The sequence below is a fragment of the Paenibacillus chitinolyticus NBRC 15660 genome (genome assembly GCF_000739915.1).
Classification (GTDB): domain Bacteria; phylum Bacillota; class Bacilli; order Paenibacillales; family NBRC-103111; genus Paenibacillus_F; species Paenibacillus_F chitinolyticus.
In genome coordinates, this window is sequence record NZ_BBJT01000001.1 from 264,803 (window position 1) to 284,774 (window position 19,972).

16 protein-coding genes are annotated in these 19,972 nt (G+C 52.7%); 11 read left to right on the top strand and 5 right to left on the bottom strand.

Annotated elements, in window-relative coordinates:
• Positions 1 to 834, bottom strand: coding sequence for a sugar phosphate isomerase/epimerase family protein (locus PCH01S_RS01115; RefSeq protein WP_042225990.1), 834 nt, complete (start codon positions 832 to 834; stop codon positions 1 to 3).
• Positions 835 to 1,081: 247 nt separating this feature from the next.
• Between PCH01S_RS01115 and PCH01S_RS30110 the strand changes: the two genes are divergently transcribed.
• From PCH01S_RS30110 to PCH01S_RS01160, 10 genes are all read left to right on the top strand, one after another.
• Positions 1,082 to 1,168: a YjcZ family sporulation protein gene (locus PCH01S_RS30110; RefSeq protein WP_129112568.1), complete on the top strand. Its 87-nt coding sequence runs from the start codon at positions 1,082 to 1,084 to the stop codon at positions 1,166 to 1,168.
• Positions 1,169 to 1,371: 203 nt separating this feature from the next.
• On the top strand, positions 1,372 to 3,501 hold the full coding sequence (locus tag PCH01S_RS01120) for a catalase (RefSeq protein ID WP_042225991.1): 2,130 nt from the start codon (positions 1,372 to 1,374) through the stop codon (positions 3,499 to 3,501).
• Between the two features lie 179 nt (positions 3,502 to 3,680).
• Positions 3,681 to 4,415 carry an MBL fold metallo-hydrolase gene (locus PCH01S_RS01125; RefSeq protein ID WP_042225992.1) on the top strand — a complete coding sequence of 245 codons (735 nt, stop codon included), beginning with the start codon at positions 3,681 to 3,683 and terminating at the stop codon, positions 4,413 to 4,415.
• Between the two features lies 1 nt (position 4,416).
• Complete coding sequence (locus PCH01S_RS01130) at positions 4,417 to 5,019, top strand: TetR/AcrR family transcriptional regulator (RefSeq protein WP_042225993.1); 603 nt, start codon at positions 4,417 to 4,419, stop codon at positions 5,017 to 5,019.
• A gap of 303 nt (positions 5,020 to 5,322) precedes the next feature.
• Complete coding sequence (locus PCH01S_RS01135; RefSeq protein ID WP_042225994.1) at positions 5,323 to 7,749, top strand: glycosyl hydrolase family 18 protein; 2,427 nt, start codon at positions 5,323 to 5,325, stop codon at positions 7,747 to 7,749.
• Positions 7,750 to 7,992: 243 nt separating this feature from the next.
• Positions 7,993 to 8,724: a phosphonate ABC transporter ATP-binding protein gene (locus PCH01S_RS01140; RefSeq protein ID WP_042225996.1), complete on the top strand. Its 732-nt coding sequence runs from the start codon at positions 7,993 to 7,995 to the stop codon at positions 8,722 to 8,724.
• A 114-nt stretch (positions 8,725 to 8,838) separates the two neighbouring features.
• Complete coding sequence (gene ilvD / locus PCH01S_RS01145; protein ID WP_042225998.1) at positions 8,839 to 10,524, top strand: dihydroxy-acid dehydratase; 1,686 nt, start codon at positions 8,839 to 8,841, stop codon at positions 10,522 to 10,524.
• Between the two features lie 166 nt (positions 10,525 to 10,690).
• Positions 10,691 to 11,302 carry an RNA polymerase sigma factor gene (locus PCH01S_RS01150; RefSeq protein WP_084706484.1) on the top strand — a complete coding sequence of 204 codons (612 nt, stop codon included), beginning with the start codon at positions 10,691 to 10,693 and terminating at the stop codon, positions 11,300 to 11,302.
• A complete protein-coding gene (locus PCH01S_RS01155; protein ID WP_053228604.1) occupies positions 11,274 to 12,908 on the top strand; it encodes a DUF4179 domain-containing protein in 1,635 nt (544 codons plus the stop codon). Before PCH01S_RS01150 ends, PCH01S_RS01155 begins: the two co-directional genes overlap by 29 nt.
• Positions 12,909 to 13,105: 197 nt before the next feature.
• Positions 13,106 to 14,017: an acetamidase/formamidase family protein gene (locus tag PCH01S_RS01160; RefSeq protein ID WP_042226004.1), complete on the top strand. Its 912-nt coding sequence runs from the start codon at positions 13,106 to 13,108 to the stop codon at positions 14,015 to 14,017.
• A 115-nt stretch (positions 14,018 to 14,132) separates the two neighbouring features.
• On the opposite strand, the gene PCH01S_RS01165 is transcribed toward PCH01S_RS01160, so the two are convergent.
• Together PCH01S_RS01165 and PCH01S_RS01170 are read right to left on the bottom strand one after the other, a co-directional pair.
• Positions 14,133 to 15,002: an AraC family transcriptional regulator gene (locus tag PCH01S_RS01165; RefSeq protein WP_042226006.1), complete on the bottom strand. Its 870-nt coding sequence runs from the start codon at positions 15,000 to 15,002 to the stop codon at positions 14,133 to 14,135.
• A 134-nt stretch (positions 15,003 to 15,136) separates the two neighbouring features.
• Entirely contained in the window at positions 15,137 to 15,742 is a 606-nt protein-coding gene (locus PCH01S_RS01170) for a TetR/AcrR family transcriptional regulator (protein WP_042226008.1), read from the bottom strand.
• A gap of 203 nt (positions 15,743 to 15,945) precedes the next feature.
• On the opposite strand from PCH01S_RS01170, the gene PCH01S_RS01175 reads away from it, so the two are divergent.
• Complete coding sequence (locus PCH01S_RS01175; protein ID WP_042226011.1) at positions 15,946 to 17,160, top strand: MFS transporter; 1,215 nt, start codon at positions 15,946 to 15,948, stop codon at positions 17,158 to 17,160.
• A 61-nt stretch (positions 17,161 to 17,221) separates the two neighbouring features.
• On the opposite strand, the gene PCH01S_RS01180 is transcribed toward PCH01S_RS01175, so the two are convergent.
• The gene (locus PCH01S_RS01180; RefSeq protein WP_042226014.1) at positions 17,222 to 17,662 is read right to left on the bottom strand and encodes a hypothetical protein; all 441 of its coding nucleotides are present in this window, start codon (positions 17,660 to 17,662) and stop codon (positions 17,222 to 17,224) included.
• Positions 17,663 to 17,691: 29 nt separating this feature from the next.
• Positions 17,692 to 19,932, bottom strand: a complete 2,241-nt coding sequence (locus tag PCH01S_RS01185) for an MMPL family transporter (protein ID WP_042226016.1) — start codon at positions 19,930 to 19,932, stop codon at positions 17,692 to 17,694.
• Positions 19,933 to 19,972 lie beyond the last annotated feature (40 nt).

The window sequence follows — 19,972 nt, forward strand, 5'->3', positions numbered from 1 at the left end:
TTAATCTCCTTTGGTTTGAACAAGGTGGTTGAAATTTTGATAGCTTTTGCGGATTCCTTCGGTCTCGTCTCCGGTGCCTTCGTATTCGAGGACATAGGCGCCGTTATATCCGGCTTCATTCAGCCTGTTAACGATAATGTCCAGTCGGGCGTCCCCTTCACCGGCGAAGACGCCTTCATAGGTTTTGCCGTTCAGCGCTTCGTATCTTCCTGCAGGTGTTTCGGCAAAATCTTTAATATGTACATGTCCGATGTGAGGAAGAAGAACATCCAGCGCATGGAGCGGCTTCTCATCTACGAGCAGAAAGTTTCCCGTATCGAAGGTCGATTTCAAGGCCGGCGAGCCGACTCGTTTTAAAATCTCCAGGACCTGATCTCCTTTACCGGCCAGCTTGCCGTGATTTTCCAGGCATAGGGTGATGCCCGCTTGTTCAGCTAAAGCCGCCGCTTCCCCAAGGCCCGATACGATCCACTCAAGAGCGGAATCGAACGTATAGGCGTCGGACATATTTCCCGAGAAAACTCGGACAACCGACGCTCCCAGCCTGCCTGCCGTCTCGATCCCGTCTATTACAACGCGCAGCGCTTCGGCTCTTTCGCCGGGTGTCCCTTTTACGAAATCATTACCGACGGCATAGCTGGACAGGGTTATTCCGTTTTGTTTCAAAAAGGAAAGAACGGCCGGAATCTCGGCTTCTTTGTCTTTCCAGAAAACATCCAGAAGTTCGACACGGTCGATTCCTTCCTGCCGACAAAAAGCGAGAAAATCCAGAACGGTTCCCTGTTTTTCACGGGTCGTTCGGTGCATGCTCCACATGCTTAAAGACAGCTTCATCAAGTTGTAACCTCCAGGTTGAGGGGCCCGCTGCGGGGCGAATTTATTTTATTGTAAAAGGAGAGCCTTCCTCTTAGTAGGTCAATGTCATGACCATTTCTGGTAGTTTGATGCCGACCTGGCCGGACTGCCGATCGAGGCTTGCCAAGTTCTCGCGGAATTTTCCGGGAACCGGGAGAGGAGTCCAAAACAAAAGCCGCTTGCTGCATAAGATATCCTATCCCACATAAAGAAAGGGTGTTTACGAATGGGTTACGGTATCGGCACAAGCACAGCGGTCATTCTGGTACTCTTCATTCTGCTGGTTATAGTCTCCCGCACTTTCTTGTATTAGACGAGACTCAGTGAACGAACGCAATCCCTGCCTGGCCGGCAGGGATTTTTTTGTTTGCGGCTTTAGGCGAAAGCTTGCTGCAGCAAGGTTCGATATGGAAGGTCATGTGAAATGTTCTCATCGCGATTTCGGTTTGGCTTTATCTGAAACAGGTTACTAAGTAGAAGAGTTTATTTCCTAAACAAGTCAAAGGAGGTTGTCCGATGAAAAAAGACGATCAGCGCGAGCCTATAAACGAACAAAGCAAAGACAAACAGCTTGAGACATATAGGGTGGACGACACCGGGCAGAAGTTGACGACTAACCAGGGACTGCGCGTCAGCGAGGATGAGCATTCCTTGAAGGCCGGGGTGCGCGGGCCGACTTTGATGGAAGATTTTCATTTCCGGGAAAAAATGACTCATTTCGACCACGAGCGTATTCCCGAGCGCATCGTACACGCAAGAGGATTTGGAGCACACGGTTATTTCCAGGTATACGAACCTATGACGGAGTATACAAAAGCGAAATTTCTGCAGGATCCTTCCGTAAAAACGCCCGTTTTTGTCCGTTTCTCGACGGTCGCCGGATCGCGCGGATCATCCGATACCGTCCGTGACGTCCGCGGCTTCGCCACGAAATTTTACACGGAAGAAGGCAATTACGATCTCGTCGGAAACAACATGCCCGTCTTCTTTATTCAGGACGCCATGAAGTTCCCCGACTTTGTCCATGCCGTCAAACCGGAGCCTCATAATGAAATACCGCAGGCCCAATCCGCCCACGATACATTCTGGGACTTCGTGACTTCCAATACCGAGACGGCTCATATGGTGATGTGGGCGATGTCCGACCGATCGCTTCCGCGCAGTTTCCGGATGATGGAGGGCTTCGGAGTACATACGTTCCGGTTCGTAAACGAACAGGGCAAAGGGCATTTCGTTAAATTCCACTGGAAACCGCTGCTGGGCGTACATTCCCTGGTGTGGGACGAAGTGCAGAAGCTGGCGGGTAAAGATCCCGATTTCAACCGCCGGGATTTGTGGGATGCCATTGAGACGGGCAACTACCCGGAATTCGAATTCGGTGTTCAGATGATCAAAGAAGAAGACGAATTCATGTTTGACTTCGATATCCTGGACCCGACCAAGATCTGGCCGGAGGAACAAGTTCCGGTGAAAATCATCGGTAAAATGACGCTGAACCGAAATACCGACAATTTCTTCGCGGAAACCGAGCAAATCGCTTTCCATCCGGGACATGTCGTGCCCGGGATTGATTTTACGAACGATCCTCTGCTTCAGGGCAGATTATTTTCTTATACGGATACTCAGCTTTCCCGCTTGGGCGGCCCGAACTTCCACGAAATCCCGATCAACCGGTCGGTTGCTCCCGTGCATAACAACCAGCGCGACGGCATGCACCGGATGACGATCAACCGCGGTCCGGTCAGCTATCATAAAAACTCGCTGGCAGGCAATTCTCCAGAGCCCGCATCGGAAAAAGAAGGCGGCTACGCTCACTACGCGGAGAAGGTGGAAGGTCGCAAGATCCAGGCGCGCAGCGACAGCTTCAAGGACCATTTCAGCCAGGCGACCTTGTTCTGGAACAGTATGTCCGCGGTTGAAAAGCAGCATATCGTAAACGCGTTCCGGTTTGAGCTCGGCAAAGTGAAAACGAAAGAAATCCGTCAGCGGGCCGTCGATATGTTCAGTCAAGTGAGTGTGGATCTGGCGAAGAGGATGGCCGCAGGAATCGGTGCCAAAGCGCCGGAAAACACCTCCGATTCCCGCGTGACGCTGTCCTCTCCGGCACTCAGTCAGATGAACACAGTGAAAACGCCGCTGACCCGCAAAGTGGCCGTACTGGCCGGCAACGGCTTCCGCGGCAAAGAAGTGAGCGGCATGCTCCAATCGTTGAAGGCGGTCGGTCTCGTGCCGGAAGTGGTCAGCGTGCAGCTCGGCACGATCGTATGCGACGGCGGAAATCCGCTGGAAGTGGATCATTCCCTTCTCACGGCCGATTCCGTGCTGTTTGACGCCGTCTATATAGCGGGGGGACGCCAAAGCGCCGATGAGCTTCTGGCGGATTCCAAAACGGCGGACTTCGTCAAAGAAGCCTTCCAGCACTACAAGACCATCGGTGCTGTAGGGGAAGGCGTGGAACTCCTCGCCGCAGCGGGAATCGCCGGATCGGCTGCCGGTAGTCCGCCGGCCACGGCCACGCCGGAAATTCAGCCGGGCGTGCTGGCGGCGGAGCGAGCGGACGAAGCAGTAGGCTTCAGCCGTGATTTTGCGGCTGCCGTCGCCCAGCACCGTCACTGGGACCGCAGCCTGCAATCGCAGGCGAGGTAAGGCGAAGGAAGCTCATCCTTCGGCAAGGACTCGCTTAAAAGACCCCTGATAATTCAGGGGTCTTTTTGCTTTTATTGGTCACGAGGAAAATGAAAATAAACTTTTAGCTTGTCAAAACTAATGACATTAGTTATTATAAAACTAACAAGATTAGTTTTGAGAAGCGGAGGAACATTTCAATGAAAATAACTCGTGAAGGCGATCTTTACCAACTGGCTTTTTTACCCCGGATGTTTCCGGTAAACTGTTACCTGGTGGAAGAAAAGGACGGATTAACGCTCATAGACGCGGCGATGCCTTTCAGTGCCAAAGGCATTATGAAAGCGGCCGGCGGAATCGGCAAACCGATTAAGCGGATCGTCCTGACACATGCGCATGAGGATCATGTCGGCGCTCTCGACGAACTCAAGCGGCTGCTGCCTCAAGCGGAGGTGTTTATCTCCGCCCGTGATGCACGCCTGCTCAAGGGAGACGCGACTCTAGATCCGGATGAGCCTCAGACGCCGGTGCGCGGGGCCGTTCCGAAGAAAGTGACGACCGTTCCCGACGTGCTGCTGAAGGAAGGAGACCGGATCGGTTCCCTGCTCGCACTGTCCACACCGGGTCATACGCCGGGTTCCATGAGCTTCCTCGATGTCCGCAGCAATGCCGTCATTGCGGGCGATGCCCTGCAGCTCAGAGCAGGGATAGCCGTTGCGGGCCAAGTTAAACTGCTTTTCCCGTTTCCGGCGCTGGCTACCTGGAACAAATCCGAAGCGCTGGATAGCGTCAAGAAGCTTCGGGATTATTCCCCGTCTCTGCTTGCGGTCGGGCATGGAACAATGCTGTCAAACCCCGCCGCCCAACTGGATCTGGCCATAGCCGCTGCCGAACGCAATCTCGCCGCCTCGCTAAACGGAAGGAGTTCACATTAACATGTCGCCAAGAATCGGTCTCGATGAACAAACGCTTCTCAGAGCGGCTGCCGAGCTGGCCGACGAGCATGGTTTTGAAGCCGTCACCCTAGCTTCGCTTGCACAGAAGCTCCAAGTGCGTTCGCCGTCTTTGTACAATCATATCGAAGGACTCGGGGCCTTGAGAGCCAAACTTGCTCTCCATAGTCTGTCGATCCTTCACGGCGACTTGGCCGCAGCCGTTGAAGGATTGGCAGGTGAAGAGGCCGTCTTTGCCCTCGGGGAAGCTTATGCGGCCTTTGCCCGCAGACATCCCGGCCTTTATGAAGCCACACTCCGCGCACCCGACCGTAATGACAGCGAGCTGGAGCGTATTTCGGCCGAGATTGTCGGCCTGATCGTCGGAGTACTCGGCTACTACGGACTGGAAGGGGATGCGGCTATCCACGCGACAAGAGGGCTTCGCAGCATTTTGCACGGCTTCTCGTCCATCGAGCGTTCCGGGGGTTTTGGGATCGCGCTTTCGGTGGAGGTGAGCCAGAAGCTGCTGATCTCGGCTTTTCTGGCCGGTATTCATGTGATGAAACAAGAAGAAACCGGGCGGCCGAGTCCCCGCAGTCAATAGAAAGTTCTTGCTGATGCTGCAGAACCCGATGCGTATATTTGATTAATAAAAAGGAGCCTTCCGGGCTTCTTTTTATTTTCCAGTAAAATGGATATAATTCTCCCTCCATCATGCGAATGTCCCCCTTGTGGAAAACGCTTCCATATTTAAAAATAGGATCATGGCTTCTACGCCCACACCGGTATAAGCTCCTTACATTCCGGGAGTTTTTATACAATTTACAGGAAAGGGGACGAAGAATCTTTACGCCTGCCAGGGAAGGCAAGGACCGCACAAAATTTAAATAGTGGAAGGAGTTATTTTATGCACGCAACACAAGCGTACGGTAAGAAATTACTCCCATTGCTGCTGCTGGTCACGTTATTGCTCAGTTTACTTCCCATTTATCCCTCGACATCATCGGGAGCGGCCGCCCAATGGGCGCCGAACACGGCTTACAAAGCGAAAGATCTTGTATCCTACAACGGTGTTACGTATGAATGCCTGCAGCCTCACACTTCCTTGAACGGTTGGGAACCCCCGAACGTAGCTTCTCTGTGGAAAAAAGCGGAGGACCCAACACCGACTCCCAGCCCCAGCCCAAGTCCCAATCCGAGTCCGAGTCCTAGCCCTAGCCCTAACCCAAGTCCGAGCCCAAGTCCCAATCCAAGCCCGACCCCAAGTCCTAGCCCAGGTACGGGAGCACCCGCCTGGCAGGCCGGAACCGCCTATAAAGTAGGCGATCTCGTGTCTTACAACGGCAAGACGTATAAAGCCCTTGCCGCCCATACCGCGCTTGTGGGCTGGGAACCGGCTACGACGCCGACGCTCTGGAAGCTCGATTCGTCCGATCCGACCAAGCCTGAACCGACGACGCCTTTCTGCGCGCCGGATTGGAGCGCTTCGAAAATTTACGCCAAAGGCAAAATTGTCGGTTATAAAGGAAAGGCTTACAGAGCCATTTCCGACGTACACGGCATTGCGCCGGACGACACCACTTATAACATGTGGGAAGTAGCCGGCAAAATCAGCAACGATCTTTGTCCGGTGTCCATCCCGAACAACATAGATTACGGCACGGCGAACCCGGGAACCGGCAACACCAATGCCGGCAAAATTAACCCGACGGGCGCAATCAGCGCCGGACACCCCGTCTCCGGAACGGGAACGGGCGGCACCAAAGGCGGCATCGATCCCGCCACCGATCCCGGGGGCAACCATCCCGGCTTTGACGCCGATACGGGCGGACGTGTCGCCAAGCTTCCATCGGGCACACTGCCGCTGCAGCACAACACCTACGAGATGAGCGCCGGCCAGGAAGTCGTCGAGTACCTCGGTGACTGGGCCATCTACGGCCGCCGGTTCGATTTCAGCAAGCTTCCGGTGAAGAACGTGAACCGGCTTGTCTACGGCTTCGCGGGAGTCTGCTTCCCGGCTGCCCAGAACACGCAGGACCCGGGTTTCCCGACCACGGCGCCGGCATCGGTCAACCGGACGTGCAAGCAGAGCAAACTGCCTGACGGAGCGATGGCTATCGCGGATTTTGAAGCCGCTTTCTTGCGGACCCTTCCCGGTCAGACGGGTGGCAAAATCACGGGAACCGAGAGCATGTACGATCTCGATCCGAACGATGTCGCAGGCGTCTTCGGCGCCCTCTACCAGCTCCGCAAAACGAATCCGAACTTGAAGCTGGATCTCTCCGTAGGCGGCTGGACGCTGAGCGAAGGATTTCCGTGGATGGCTTCCGATACGACGCGCCGCAAAGCGTTCGTCGATTCCGTCGTCCGCTTCCTGGAACAGTTCGGCTTTGACGGAGTCGACATCGACTGGGAATATCCCGCTTCCGACGGTGCCGTCATAGGGATGGCACGCAAGGACGATCCCGAGAACTACATCAAGCTTCTGAAAGAACTGCGGGCCGGCCTCGACTGGCTCACCAAGAAAACCGGCAAGGAATACCGCTTGTCGAGCGCGATTCCGGCTACGGAAGAAAAACTGGCCAAGATCGACTGGGCCGAAGCGAGCAAATACCTGAACCGCCTCTATGCGATGACCTATGACCTGAGCGGCGCCTGGGAACGTGAGCTTGGCCATCACACGTCGCTGTATCCCAACCCGAATGCCAAGGACCCCGCAACGGGCAAGCATGTGGATCTTTCCCTGGATACAACCGTCAAGCTGCTTAAAGGATACGGCGTCCCGGCCAATAAAATCATGATCGGCATCGCCAACTATCACCGCTCCAAAGCGATGAAAAACGGAGACATTACGGAATACACGAACGGTTTGATCGGTAAATCGACGTTCGGGGACCTGGCCTGGAAAGCCAAAAGCCTGATCCTCGGCATCGCCGGCGTAGGCTCTTGGGAAGCCGGAGTCGTCGAAGGTTACGACCTTTATCAGAATTACTTGGATAAAGATCTGAAGCCTAAGAACGGCTATAAGCTTTACACCGACAAAGCGGCCAATGCCGATTATCTCGTGAATCCGATCGGCTCGTTCATCACCGTCGAAACGCCGCGCACCGTCGCGCTTAAGACGCAATACGCCAAGGATAACGGGCTTGCCGGTATTTTCGGATGGCAGCTTGAGCAGGACAACGGCTATAACCTCAACGCGCTGAACCATATTCTCGGCAATAAGCTGGTCAGCGATGTTTCGGACGGCAAGCCGAAGGATCAAATTGCGGTGTGCGGCCAGAACGTGACCGCCGCCGAATGCGATCAGCTTAACGCAAGTTTGAAAAAGTAACGGCTTCCGTGACATTCCGGCGATCCGGCCGGTGAATCCGCGAAGCTAAATTTTAATAAGCGGTAGCTGCGGACCCTCCTGCGGATGTCATCTTTCGGACACCGGCGGGAGGGTTCCGTACGTCCGCCTGACGAAACGATTTCTCATCGACCGTGTTTTTGCTATAATAGGTGAAACTAGCAAAGGCTGACGCACGCAGTTGTAAGCGTGTGCACCTAACGGAGACGAGGGAGCATACGGCTGATGTTGACGATACGCAATTTGACCAAGAGGCTGACCACGGGACAGGAGATCCTTTCCAAAATATCGCTACAAATCGACGAAGGCGAGCTGATCGGGCTTGTCGGCGCAAGCGGGAGCGGAAAAACGACCCTGCTGAAGTGCATCGCTTTGAAAGAAAAATGGGACGACGGCCAGTTCATTTATAACGACCGGGACATTACGTCGCTCGGGATCGCCGAGAAGTTCAAGCTGAAGCGGGATTGGGCGTTTATCGAAGAAAGCCCGGCACTGGATCGGAAGCAAACGGCCGTCAAGAACGTGCTTAAAGGACGGTTTTACGAAAAGTCTGTCATGCGCGTGTTAACCGGCACGAATGCCCGGGACGAGCATGTGCTTGCCATGGATTACCTGGAGAAAGTCGGCCTGCTCGATAAAGCCGAGAAGAAGGTCGAGGATTTGAGCGGGGGAGAGCGGCAGAGAGTTTCGATCGCGCGGGCGCTCGTGCAGGGAGCGAAAATCGTCATTGCGGACGAGCCGGTATCCGGTCTCGATCCCGAAGCCGCCAACAGCGTGCTGAAAGATTTGCGCGAGCTGTGCAAGCGAGAGAAGGTAACGGTCGTCTGCTCCCTGCACAACGTGGAGTTCGCGGAACGGTATGCCAGCCGCATCTGGGGCCTCGCCGGAGGGAAGATCGTCCTGGACATCGCGGGCCGCAAGCTCTCCTCAATGGAGCGCGCGAAAATTTTCGATTGATATTTTTCGACATTCCTTTGCAAAAAAGATAGGCAAAAAAGGATTATCCGTGATACAATTCCTTTTAATGCAGTAAAACGGCAACGCACTTGATAGAAGCGGGAGGAATCATAGATGGCTAAACAAGGCATGAGAAGCGATATGATCAAGAAGGGGTTCGACCGGGCGCCGCACCGCAGCCTGCTGCGCGCGGCTGGAGTCAAGGAAGAGGATTTCGGCAAACCGTTTATCGCGGTGTGCAACTCTTACATTGATATTGTACCGGGTCACGTTCATCTGCAAGAATTCGGTAAAATCGTGAAAGACGCGATCCGCGAAGCGGGCGGCGTGCCATTTGAATTCAACACGATCGGCGTGGACGACGGCATCGCCATGGGTCACATCGGCATGCGTTATTCTCTTCCGAGCCGCGAAATTATCGCGGACTCTCTGGAGACGGTCGTTTCCGCGCACTGGTTCGACGGTATGGTGTGCATCCCGAACTGTGACAAAATTACTCCGGGCATGATGATGGGCGCTCTGCGCGTCAACATTCCGACCGTATTCGTAAGCGGCGGCCCGATGAAAGCGGGTAAAGACAGCAAAGGCCGTTCGATCTCCCTGACTTCCGTATTCGAAGGCGTAGGCGCCTACCAGGTCGGTAAAATCGACGATAAAGCTCTGCTTGAGCTTGAACAATACGGCTGTCCGACCTGCGGTTCCTGTTCCGGCATGTTTACGGCGAACTCGATGAACTGTCTGTGTGAAGCGCTTGGTCTGGCTATGCCGGGCAACGGCACGATTCTCGCCGTATCTCCGGAACGCAGAGAGTTCGTGAAACAATCCGCGAAGCAGCTTATGGAGCTGATCAAGCTCGATCTGAAGCCGCGCGACATTGTCACGAAAGAAGCCATCGACAACGCGTTCGCGCTGGATATGGCCATGGGCGGATCTACGAATACCGTTCTTCATACACTTGCTCTCGCTCATGAAGCGGGATTCGAATACCCGATCGAGCGCATCAACGAAGTGGCGAACCGTGTGCCGCATCTGTCCAAAGTCGCTCCGGCATCGGACTGGCACATCGAGGATATCCACGAAGCCGGCGGCGTAAGCGCGGTTATCAACGAGCTTCTCAAGAAGCCGGACGCTATCCACGGCGACTGCATCACCGTAACCGGCAAGACGCTTGCCGAGAACGTGGCTGGCGCGGAGATTTTGAACAAGGAGGTTATCCACACGCTGGATAACCCGCATTCCGAGCGTGGCGGCCTTGCCGTCCTGTTCGGCAACCTGGCGCCGAACGGCAGCATCATCAAGGTCGGCGCGGTGGACCCTTCCGTAGGCGGACGCCATGTCGGACCGGCCATCTGCTTTGACTCCCAGGACGATGCGCTGTACGGCATCGCCAACGGCAAAGTCAAAGAAGGCCACGTGGTGGTCATCCGCTACGAAGGCCCTAAAGGCGGCCCGGGCATGCCGGAAATGCTTGCTCCGACTTCCCAGATCGTCGGCATGGGCCTCGGCGCCAAAGTCGGCCTGATCACGGACGGCCGTTTCTCCGGCGCATCCCGCGGAATCAGCATCGGCCACATTTCGCCGGAAGCGGCCGAAGGCGGACCGATCGCCTTCGTTCAGGACGGCGACATCATCGAGCTGGATCTGATCGAGCGCAAAATCGAGCTGAAAATCAGCGACGAAGAAATGGAAGAGCGCCGCAAAGGCTGGAAAGGGTTCGAACCGAAGGTGAAAACCGGCTACCTGGCCCGTTATTCCAAGCTTGTTACGAACGCCAGCACCGGCGGCGTCATGAAGATCTAATTGCACTTATTTATATCAATCGCACGCGCTGCGCTCTTATGGCGCAAACCGGACATGAAAGAGCCCCGTTGCTAAACGGGGCTCTTTTTTAGCTGTATTTTTCCCTATTCCAGAACTTGTGCTGAACCGAGTGAGAGATTGGAACGCTATCGACCGTCAATAGAGTATGAAAAGAGAAGGGGGACAGGCAGTGGAAGCAAACGAGGAGATACGGAATACCGAAAGGCGTCATATCGAAAGCGTTCTAAGCGGCAATAAAAACGATTATGCTTATCTGGTTGACAGGTACAAAAATAAAGTGTATATGCTGCTGCGGGGAATGGGAGCCGAACCACAAGATGCCCAAGACTTAACGCAAGAGGCCTTTATTAAGGCTTACCGGAAGCTTGACCAGCACGATCCGGACAAAAGCTTTGCAGCTTGGCTATACACAATTGCAGCGAATATATTCAAGGATTCGAAAAAGCGGAAAAAGATTCCGACGGAGTTGTTGGCAGAACAGGATCAGATTGCAGAAAAAGGACCCGAAGAGATTTTATTGCTGTCGGAAAAGCAGAAAGAGATGCAGTATAGAATTTCGAAGCTCCCGGTCAATTACCGGCTTGTCCTGCTGCTTAGATATACGAATGATCTTAATTACGCTGAAATAAGCGAGATCATGGGCTGCCATGTAAGCAAGGTTCAGAATGATCTGTACCGGGCAAGGCTGAAACTAAAAAAAATGATGATTGGAGAGGAGCGGATCGACCATGAAATGCTGGAAGCCAGAAGATTTTGAACAAGCGGTTTTAAAGGGGGCGGACTTTAGCTCGGTGAACATGCAAGATCATTTAGCCGATTGCGTAGGCTGCCGGAACCGTTATACCGAGTGGATAGAAGAACAAGAGAACTGGATGCGGCAGCTTTATCCTAACGTGCTTCCCGCTGCTTTTACCGAAGGGGTGATGCTTTCGATCAGTTCCGAAGAAGAACTTTCCGAGGATTCGGTCATAACGGCTGCGGAAACTGCAGCGAAAGAACCAAAGGGCATAAAAAAACGCTGGAAGCTTGCGGCCGCCGCGGCAGCGCTTGTGCTGTTCATGGGTGCCGCAACCTTTTTTTCAGCTCCTACGCTGGCGGACATCGTCCGGTCCTTGTTTGCAGGATACAACGCGGATACCGGTTTATTGAAAGCACAAAAGCTTGGATTGGTACAACATCCGAATATTGAAGTGAAAGACAAGGGGTACATGCTGAAAATCGACGAAGCTGTCGCGGATTCGACCAGAGTAGTTGTAGCGCTCCAACTGTTTGGACCAGACGGAAAGCATGACCGGAATAAGATCGCCTTTTATAATAAAAATCATATTTTTATTAAGGATGAGAAAGGAAATAAAGTCGGCGAAATGTACGATTACGGATCAACGGACGACTTTTATTACATGATGGCCATATTCCCCGAACCGGTGCAGACAGATCGTCTTACTGTAGAAGGAACGATTCAACAATTAAGTAATACTCCGGCCAAGACTTCCATCACACCCGGTAACTGGGGTTTTACTTTTAATTTGGATTTGAAAGAAGCCAATAAACTGACGCACATTACTCCGCTGCAAGGGGAATATACAGGCCCGGATGGAATGACCGTGCGTTTAAAAAGATTAACACGGATGGTACAGGGCGTTCGCCTGGAATTCGATACCGAGATTAGCGGGGAAGCCTTGAAACGATCACCGGGAGAGCTTTGGAAGGAGCAGAAACTGTTTTTTCATTTTGAGGATTTGGCCGGAAATGAAATTCATAGCGTCAATACCAGAAAAATGCCGGCGGTGGACAGTGTCATGATCGATGGAAACACCCCCGGCAATAAACCCGGCTTGATGCATTGGAGTTATACATTTAAGGAATTACCGATCGATTCGCCATACAAGTTTGTTTTAGACGGATATTTTGTTGCTGAAACGGACGGTACCTCAGTAGAATTTAACCCTCAGAGGCTGAAAGAAGAACCGATTAAACTCTATTGGAAGGGAGATCGACTTGTTTTAAACGATTTTATGACGGTAAATCAGCCGACTAGCGAGGGAGATAAGCTTGAAAGCAGTCTTTATGTAACGGGAGATTTGCACAATGAAATCTTCTTCGATAAATGGGTGGTAAGAATGGCTGACAAGAGCGAATTTACCACGCAGGGCAGAGGAATTTTGAGTCCGGAAGGAGATAATTGGAAAGATGGGGTTACGGTTTTGAGTAGCATCAATGAAAGCAACAAGCCCTTCGAGTTTCGTTTTCCGGCTCTAACTCCCGTCCCGGACAAACTGACTCTTATCAGAACAGTCGTAGGCAAACAGTATACCAATACAGACTGGAGCTTGGAATTGTTTGAGAAAAAAAACGGGCGGTAACTATATAAGTTGAATGAATGTTTTTACATGAAAGTCTGATGCAAGGTCAGTCATCGCAAATGTCCATCACGATTGTGTTCACCTTTATCGATTGCATGCTGTTAACGGTTGCACGTATACTGAAAATACCGAAATTGTCGATGCTCTCAAGCAATGTGAAAGCCAAGGAAATTCCTCGGTCTAAAGGAGGCGAAACGATGGCTGTACACCACTTTCAACCCAAGCATTACCACAGCACCATGGGGACGCACGAGCCCGTACTCAAAATTGCCGACGGCGATTCCGTCGTGACATCCACAGTAGACGCCAGAGGCTGGGACTACAGAGGGGAAAGCGTGTCCGGGCGCGGCAATCCGATGACGGGACCCTTCTATGTGGAAGGGGCTCAGCCTGGCGATACGCTTGCCGTACGGCTTGAGTCGATGGTGCCGAGCCGGGATTGGGGCTGGACGTTCAACGTGCTGGCGCGGAACGTCGTCGATCCTATAGCTGCCGCAGCTTTGCCGCCATTCGACATTGTGCGTTGGTCTGTGGACGCTGAGCAAGCTTTGGTTGTTTTGGAAAAGCCGACGTCCGGTTTAGCCGGATTGAAGCTGGAAGCGCGCCCGTTTCTGGGCTGCTTTGGCGTTGCTCCTCCGAGAGATCAGGCGATTTCAACGGCAACGAGCGGGGTATACGGCGGGAATATGGACTATAAAGGTCTTGTAGCCGGTGTTACTGTCTATTTTCCGGTTTTTGCGGAGGGGGCGCTCTTCTATCTGGGGGACGGGCATGCCGCTCAAGGCTGCGGGGAAATTGTAGGCACCGGTGTGGAAATATCGCTCGACGTCCGTTTCACTGTTCAGGTATTGAAAGGGAAAACGATCGGCTGGCCGCGAGGCGAATCGGACACGCACTGGTTTTGCATCGGCAACGCGAGGCCGCTTGATCAAGCGCTGCAGCATGCAACGACGGAAATGCTGGCTATGCTGACGAAAGACTATGGCCTGACTGCTTCGGAAGCAAGCCTGCTCTTGGGCCAGGCTGTGGAATACGAGGTGGCCAATGTGTTCAACCCCGCCTACAGCGTCGTTTGCAAAGTTCCGAAAGCCGTGCTGTCCATGCTATAAAAGAACGGTTTATCTGACAAACTGGAGATCGCTTTACGGTATAGAACCGGGAGCGATCTCCAGTTTGCTCTGGTATAGCCGGGCAATTATATCGATTCTCGTATCGAATTAAATCTTACTTTTTCTTCACGGGAATCCATATCTCGCTTTTGTAGGTCGGGGAACTGGTGTCTTTGCTTTCGTTCCATAACAGTTCCGGCCCCTCCGTACTTTCATAGCCGGACGCTGGAAACCACTCGGCATAAATACGGCCCCAAATATTTTGAAGCGTCTGGGGGAAAGGTCCGACCGCTTCGAATACCGCCCAGGTGGAAGCTTTAACTTCCAACTGAGTCAAGTGATCCGGGCAGTCCGCAGTAGTTGCCGCGCCGATATAATGATCAAGTTCCCCGTATTCCAGTCGTCCTTCCGAGAAGTTTACGGATGCGCTGATCAGCCCGGAAGGCTCCACGTTTGACAATGATTTCAGCAGCGTGATCGTTTCCATATTCAAACTTTCCCACATAGCGGCCATCTCCGGGTTAACCCCGTTATAGATCAAGGGTACCCTCTTTTTTAGCCCGACGATCCGGAATGCATCCTTCTCTACCAAACGATAATTCATTTCACTTCCTCCTTGTATCGTTAATTGGAAGGTCATGCGCGGGTAAGCTTTCAATGAATGTCCAAGAGTACGCGCTTCGGACGGATTAATCCCGTGTAGACTGAGAAATGCCCTCGCAAAAGAATCCGAAGAGCTGTAGCCGTACTTAACGGCCACATCCAGCAGCCTGAGGTCCGTGCTGGCCAGCTCGAAGGCTGCAAGCGTAAGACGTCTGCGGCGGATATACTCCGAGAGCGTAACTCCCGCAAGGGTCGAAAACATCCGTTTGAAATGATACTCCGAGCATAACGCGAGTCTGGCGACTTCTTTGAAATCAATGTCATTCGTAAGATTTGCTTCGATGTAAGCAAGGGCGCCGTTCATCTTTTCCAGCCCATTCATGCGCATGACCTCCTTTCAACTTTACAATAGCAGGATCCGATTTTTCGCATCCGACAATTCGTGCACCGTTTTGCAGGGATACGAAAAACCGGCCTTCCTTAACTGGAGCGACCGGCTGTAACTCATCCCGACTTTCATGCTTTCGGCAAAAATAACTGGAGCAGATTGCGGTGCAGGGGAGTGCCCGTGAAATAAATCCCTCTTGTCTCCGCAAGCAGTACGGCCTGAATCATATTCATGAAATAAAAGGCCAGCTCTCGTGGATCTCCTTGGATTAATTCACCTTTCTCCTGACCTACCCGGAAAATACGGGTGAGCAGTTTCAAATTGTCCCCGATGCTCGTGCGTACGGAAGTTTTCAACTGATCCGACACGGAATCGGAAGTAAGAATCTGATCGGCGACGACCTGGTAGAACACGGCGTCATCCCATCTTTCGCAGTAGACTTGATCCAGCAGCCAAGTCAGCTTCTCGTAAGAAGAAGCATCCGGCAACCTATGCGCCTGTTCGAACAGCGACGTCAGGATGCACAAATTTTTCTCTACGATCGAAATATAAATTTCTTCTTTGGACTGAAAATAGTTATAAATAAGGCCGTGGCTCATATGGGCTTTATGGGCGATATCCGAAATCTTTGTGGAGCTGAGCCCGTTTTTGGCAAAGAGCGCGACAGCCGCGGATAAGATCTGGTCACAGCGTTCTTTACGGATTTCCTGGTCTCTTTCTGGATTTCTCGGCAATCTTTTCACCTCGGTTAAGCATTAAATACCAACCATATCATAGAAATGAGATGTGTTCAAAGTCAAACCTGTCCAGGAAAGTTAATTTATAAAAAAACTTTACAACATTACAAATTGACTAAAAGTTAATCTGTGCGCTATACTTCTGTAATACAAAAAGAAGCAGTTACCCTTACACAAGGATAGCTGAAGGGAGAATCCAAATGAGCACAATGAAGAACCGCCGCTCGCCGTTGGTCATCTTGATGATCAATATGTTTATCGCGATGCTCGGTATCGGACTTATTATTCCGGTCCTGCCTGAATTTTTAAAAGAATTTGGTCTCGGAGGCAAAACAGCGGGCTACCTCGTCGCGGCCTTCGGCCTTACTCAGTTTATTTTCTCTCCGATCGGGGGAGAGTGGTCGGATAAATACGGCCGCAGAATTATGATCGTGTCCGGTCTGGCGCTGTTCACGGTTTCTAATCTGCTTTTCGCCATGGCTTCCGAAGTCTGGATGCTTTATACTTCCCGTCTCATCGGCGGGATCGGGGCGGCTGCCATGATTCCATCTATGATGGCTTACATCGCGGACATTACGACCGACGAGAAACGCGGTAAAGGAATGGGGATGCTCGGGGCGGCCATGTCGCTCGGTTTCGTTATCGGACCCGGCATCGGCGGGTTTCTGGCGGAACTCGGCTTGCGGGCTCCGTTCTACGTGTCGTCCGCGGTCGGCGCTTTGGCTATGATCGGTTCCCTGCTTGTTCTGCCGGAATCGCTCACCAAAGAAGAGCTTGCCGCTAACCGTTCGTCTCAGGTGAAGAAGGAAAGTATTTTTATCCAACTGGGACAGTCGTTCAAAGCTCCGTATTTCATCCTGCTGCTGCTTGTGTTCGCCCTGACCTTCGGTCTGGCTAACTTTGAAGCGGTATTCCCGCTGTTCGTGGATAACAAATACGGTTACACAGCGAAGGATATTTCGATTCTGATTACTGTCGGAGCGTTGATAGGCGCCGTTATTCAGGCGATGCTGATCGATAAGCTGATCCGCCGCTTCGGAGAGAAGAAGCTCATTAACTTGACCTTTATCCTGTCGGCGGTGTGTCTGATTCTGATGCTTCTATCGGGCAACTTCTGGTATATTCTAGTGATTACGATGATGTTCTTTACCTTGACTTCCATCATGCGGCCCGCAATCAATACACTCTTGTCCAAAATGGCGGGAGATGAGCAAGGTTTCGTCGCGGGGATGAACAATGCGTACATGAGCCTCGGAAATATTTTCGGGCCAGCCATCGCGGGTATCCTGTTCGACGTACAAATTAACCTCCCGTATATGTTCGGTGCGGTGATCCTGGTCATTTCTTTCATCATTTCGACCTCCTGGAGCAACAAAAACAAACAGAAGCTGGTTCCGGCCGGCGGATCTAATTAAGAAAACGAACAAAAAAACGCCATTAACGGCGTTTTTTTTGTTTGCCACGAGCAATCGCGGCTTACAGTTTCAAGCTGACGACAAGAACGACCGAAACGATCAGAAACATGAAGGCTCCCACCGTGCTGAGGTAACCGGTTAATCGGACGGAAGTCCCGCCCGATGAGTTCAACCGTTTGTTCATTTTGCTGCCCAGTACGGATGTAAAAATGACCGCGAGCAGAATGATCGTGCCTCCGCCTTTTTCCATCACTTGAAGCCAGAGCGGCTTGTCGGTTCCGATTCCCATTTGCAGAATAAGATACACTCCGCTGAGGAGAACGAGAATCGAGCTGGGGTGCGCGATTCGTCCGAATACACGGATCGTTTTTCCTGCTAGGCTGTTGGCATCGGACGTACCCAGCTGTTTTCTCAGCAAAAGCATGGTGACAAGAATACCGAGCAGAGCACCCAGCCAGCCGAGTAAGCCCGTTATATGAAGAAATAACATCCATCCGAACATGTCAAAAGCTCCTCCTGAGATTAGTTTTGTTACCGGGGCGCAGTGAGGTCTGTCCCGGTTTCGCGGGTTATCCCGCTCTTCTTGCGGTCGCCGGTAAACACGAGCAGAGCGGGAAGCAGCATGCCCCGGACCAGGAACGTATCGAGAAGAATGCCGAGGGCCATCGTCAAGCCGAACAGAAAGAGCTCCTGCAGCGGTTGGGTTATGAGCACCGTGAAGGTGGCGGCAAGAATGAGCCCGGCGGATGAGATAACTCCTCCCGTCAGAGCGACGCCGCGGCTTACGGCTTCTTTCCAAGGGTACCGCGACGCCTCTTCTTTGATGCGCGATACGAGCATAATGTTGTAATCGACGCCCAGTGCGATGAGGAATACGAAGGTGTAAACGGGCAAACGATAGCTGATGGAATCATAACCCAGCACGAAGTGAAAGATCATCCAGCCGAGGCCGAGTGTAGCCGTGTAGGACAGCAGCATCGTTGCGATCATGGTTAGCGCGTGTTTAAACGATTGGGTCTGAATGAGCAGCATGATCGTAATAAATAGCGTGATCAGTGAGAAAAGAAGAATCGTATCCCTCTTGTTCATGTTCCTGACATCGAGCTGCTCCGCCGTTTGTCCTGCGTAATGCAGGGTAAATTCGGACGGACTCAGTCCGCTTTTCTCCAGAAGCGCCGGACTGCTGCCGCGAAGCAGATCGATCCGATCGAGAGAGACCGGCTCGTACGGATTGCTCTCCAGCGTCAATTGCAGCTTCAAGGCGGTTCCGTCCGCAGCTAACACATTTTTCGGAAGCTGCGAACCGCTTGCGGGTAAAGCGGGCATAATTTCCGGTGAGACGGCGTTTACGCCCGGCTGATTTTTTAAGAGGCCGGTCAGGGCGGCGACCTTCTCGTAAAAGCCGGCGTCAAGCGGCAGTCTTTTCTCCGAAGTTAAAAGAACCGATACCGGGGCGAGCTGTCCCGGCGGGAATTTGGTTTCAAGAATTTCGAAGCCTTGGCGGGATGAAGTGCTGTCCGGAAAAGATTTCAAGAGATTAAACGAATACTTCATCGAAGTAACGCTAAGCGAAGACGCTAGCAGGGCAAGGAGCAGGATACCTGCCGTCAAACCGGGCTTGCGGGTGACGAATCCGCCCAATGAAGCCCAAAACCCCCTTGTCTTACCCGCTGAAGATTTCGAAAGCTTCGGCACAAAAGGCCAGAACGCTTTCCGGCCCAGCAGGGCAAAGACAGCGGGGATAAGCGTAAGGCCGCCGAGTATAATAACGGCCATGGCTGCCGAGAAAACGGGCGCAAAATGGTGGTACGGTTTGAATACGGCCGCAAACAACGTGAGCATGGCGATAAGGACCGTCCCGCCGCTGAAGAGGATTGGCTCAGCCACCCGACTTAGGGCATGCCGCATGGCTTCGTATTTGTCCGCGGAGGTCTGGAGTTCTTCTCTGTAGCGGGTTAGTACAAACAAACAGTAATCGGTCAGCACGGCGAAGAGCAGGATCATCATGATGGACAGTGCCTGTTTGTCAACGAGAAACCAGCCGTATTTCCCGGCAAGACCGAGTATCCGGTCCACGACCATGTAGACCATACCGGAAATGACAAGAGGGATAACGGCAAGAAGCGGTGACCGGTAAATGATCATGAGAATCACCAGAATCAGGCCGACGGTAGCGAACATGAGGACGAAGTCGGCGTTCTTGAAGAGGGAAGTGGTGTCCGCCGCGATGCCGGCCGGGCCCGTGATCTTGAAATCGAGCGAACCGATTCCCATCTGTTCGACGTGCGTACGGATTTGCTGCAGCCCTTCGTATAGCTGTCCGGATTCCAAATTCTTCTGGAAAGCGGCGTTCAGCAGAATTGTCGTTCCGTCATCGGAAAACATCTTGTCCTGGACTGCTTTGGGCAGCGTGTGAAAAGGGAGCGCACCGGCAATCTGCGGCGGTTTGCCGGCGGAGGCCAGCCATTCGCTGATACCGGCGATCTTGGCTCGTTCTTCCGCCGTAATCGGATTTTTGCCGTGAAAAACGAGCAGAGCCGTCAAACCATCCTCGGATGGAAACCGCTCATCTATTATTTTTTGAGCTTCTTCCGAAGACGTTTGACTAAAGGCGCTGCCTTCTCCGCTGCTTACGGCAACCTGTTTCGATCCAGGCGCAGCCAGGGCGAGTGCCACGATCGCGATTATCCATACGGCGGCGACGATTTTAGCCCCTCTGGGGGAGCTTACGGCGCGCGCGAGTTTGTTCCACGGGTTGTTTTTGATGCTCATAACCTCCTGTCCTTATTCTCAAATGAATTGTAGGACAGGA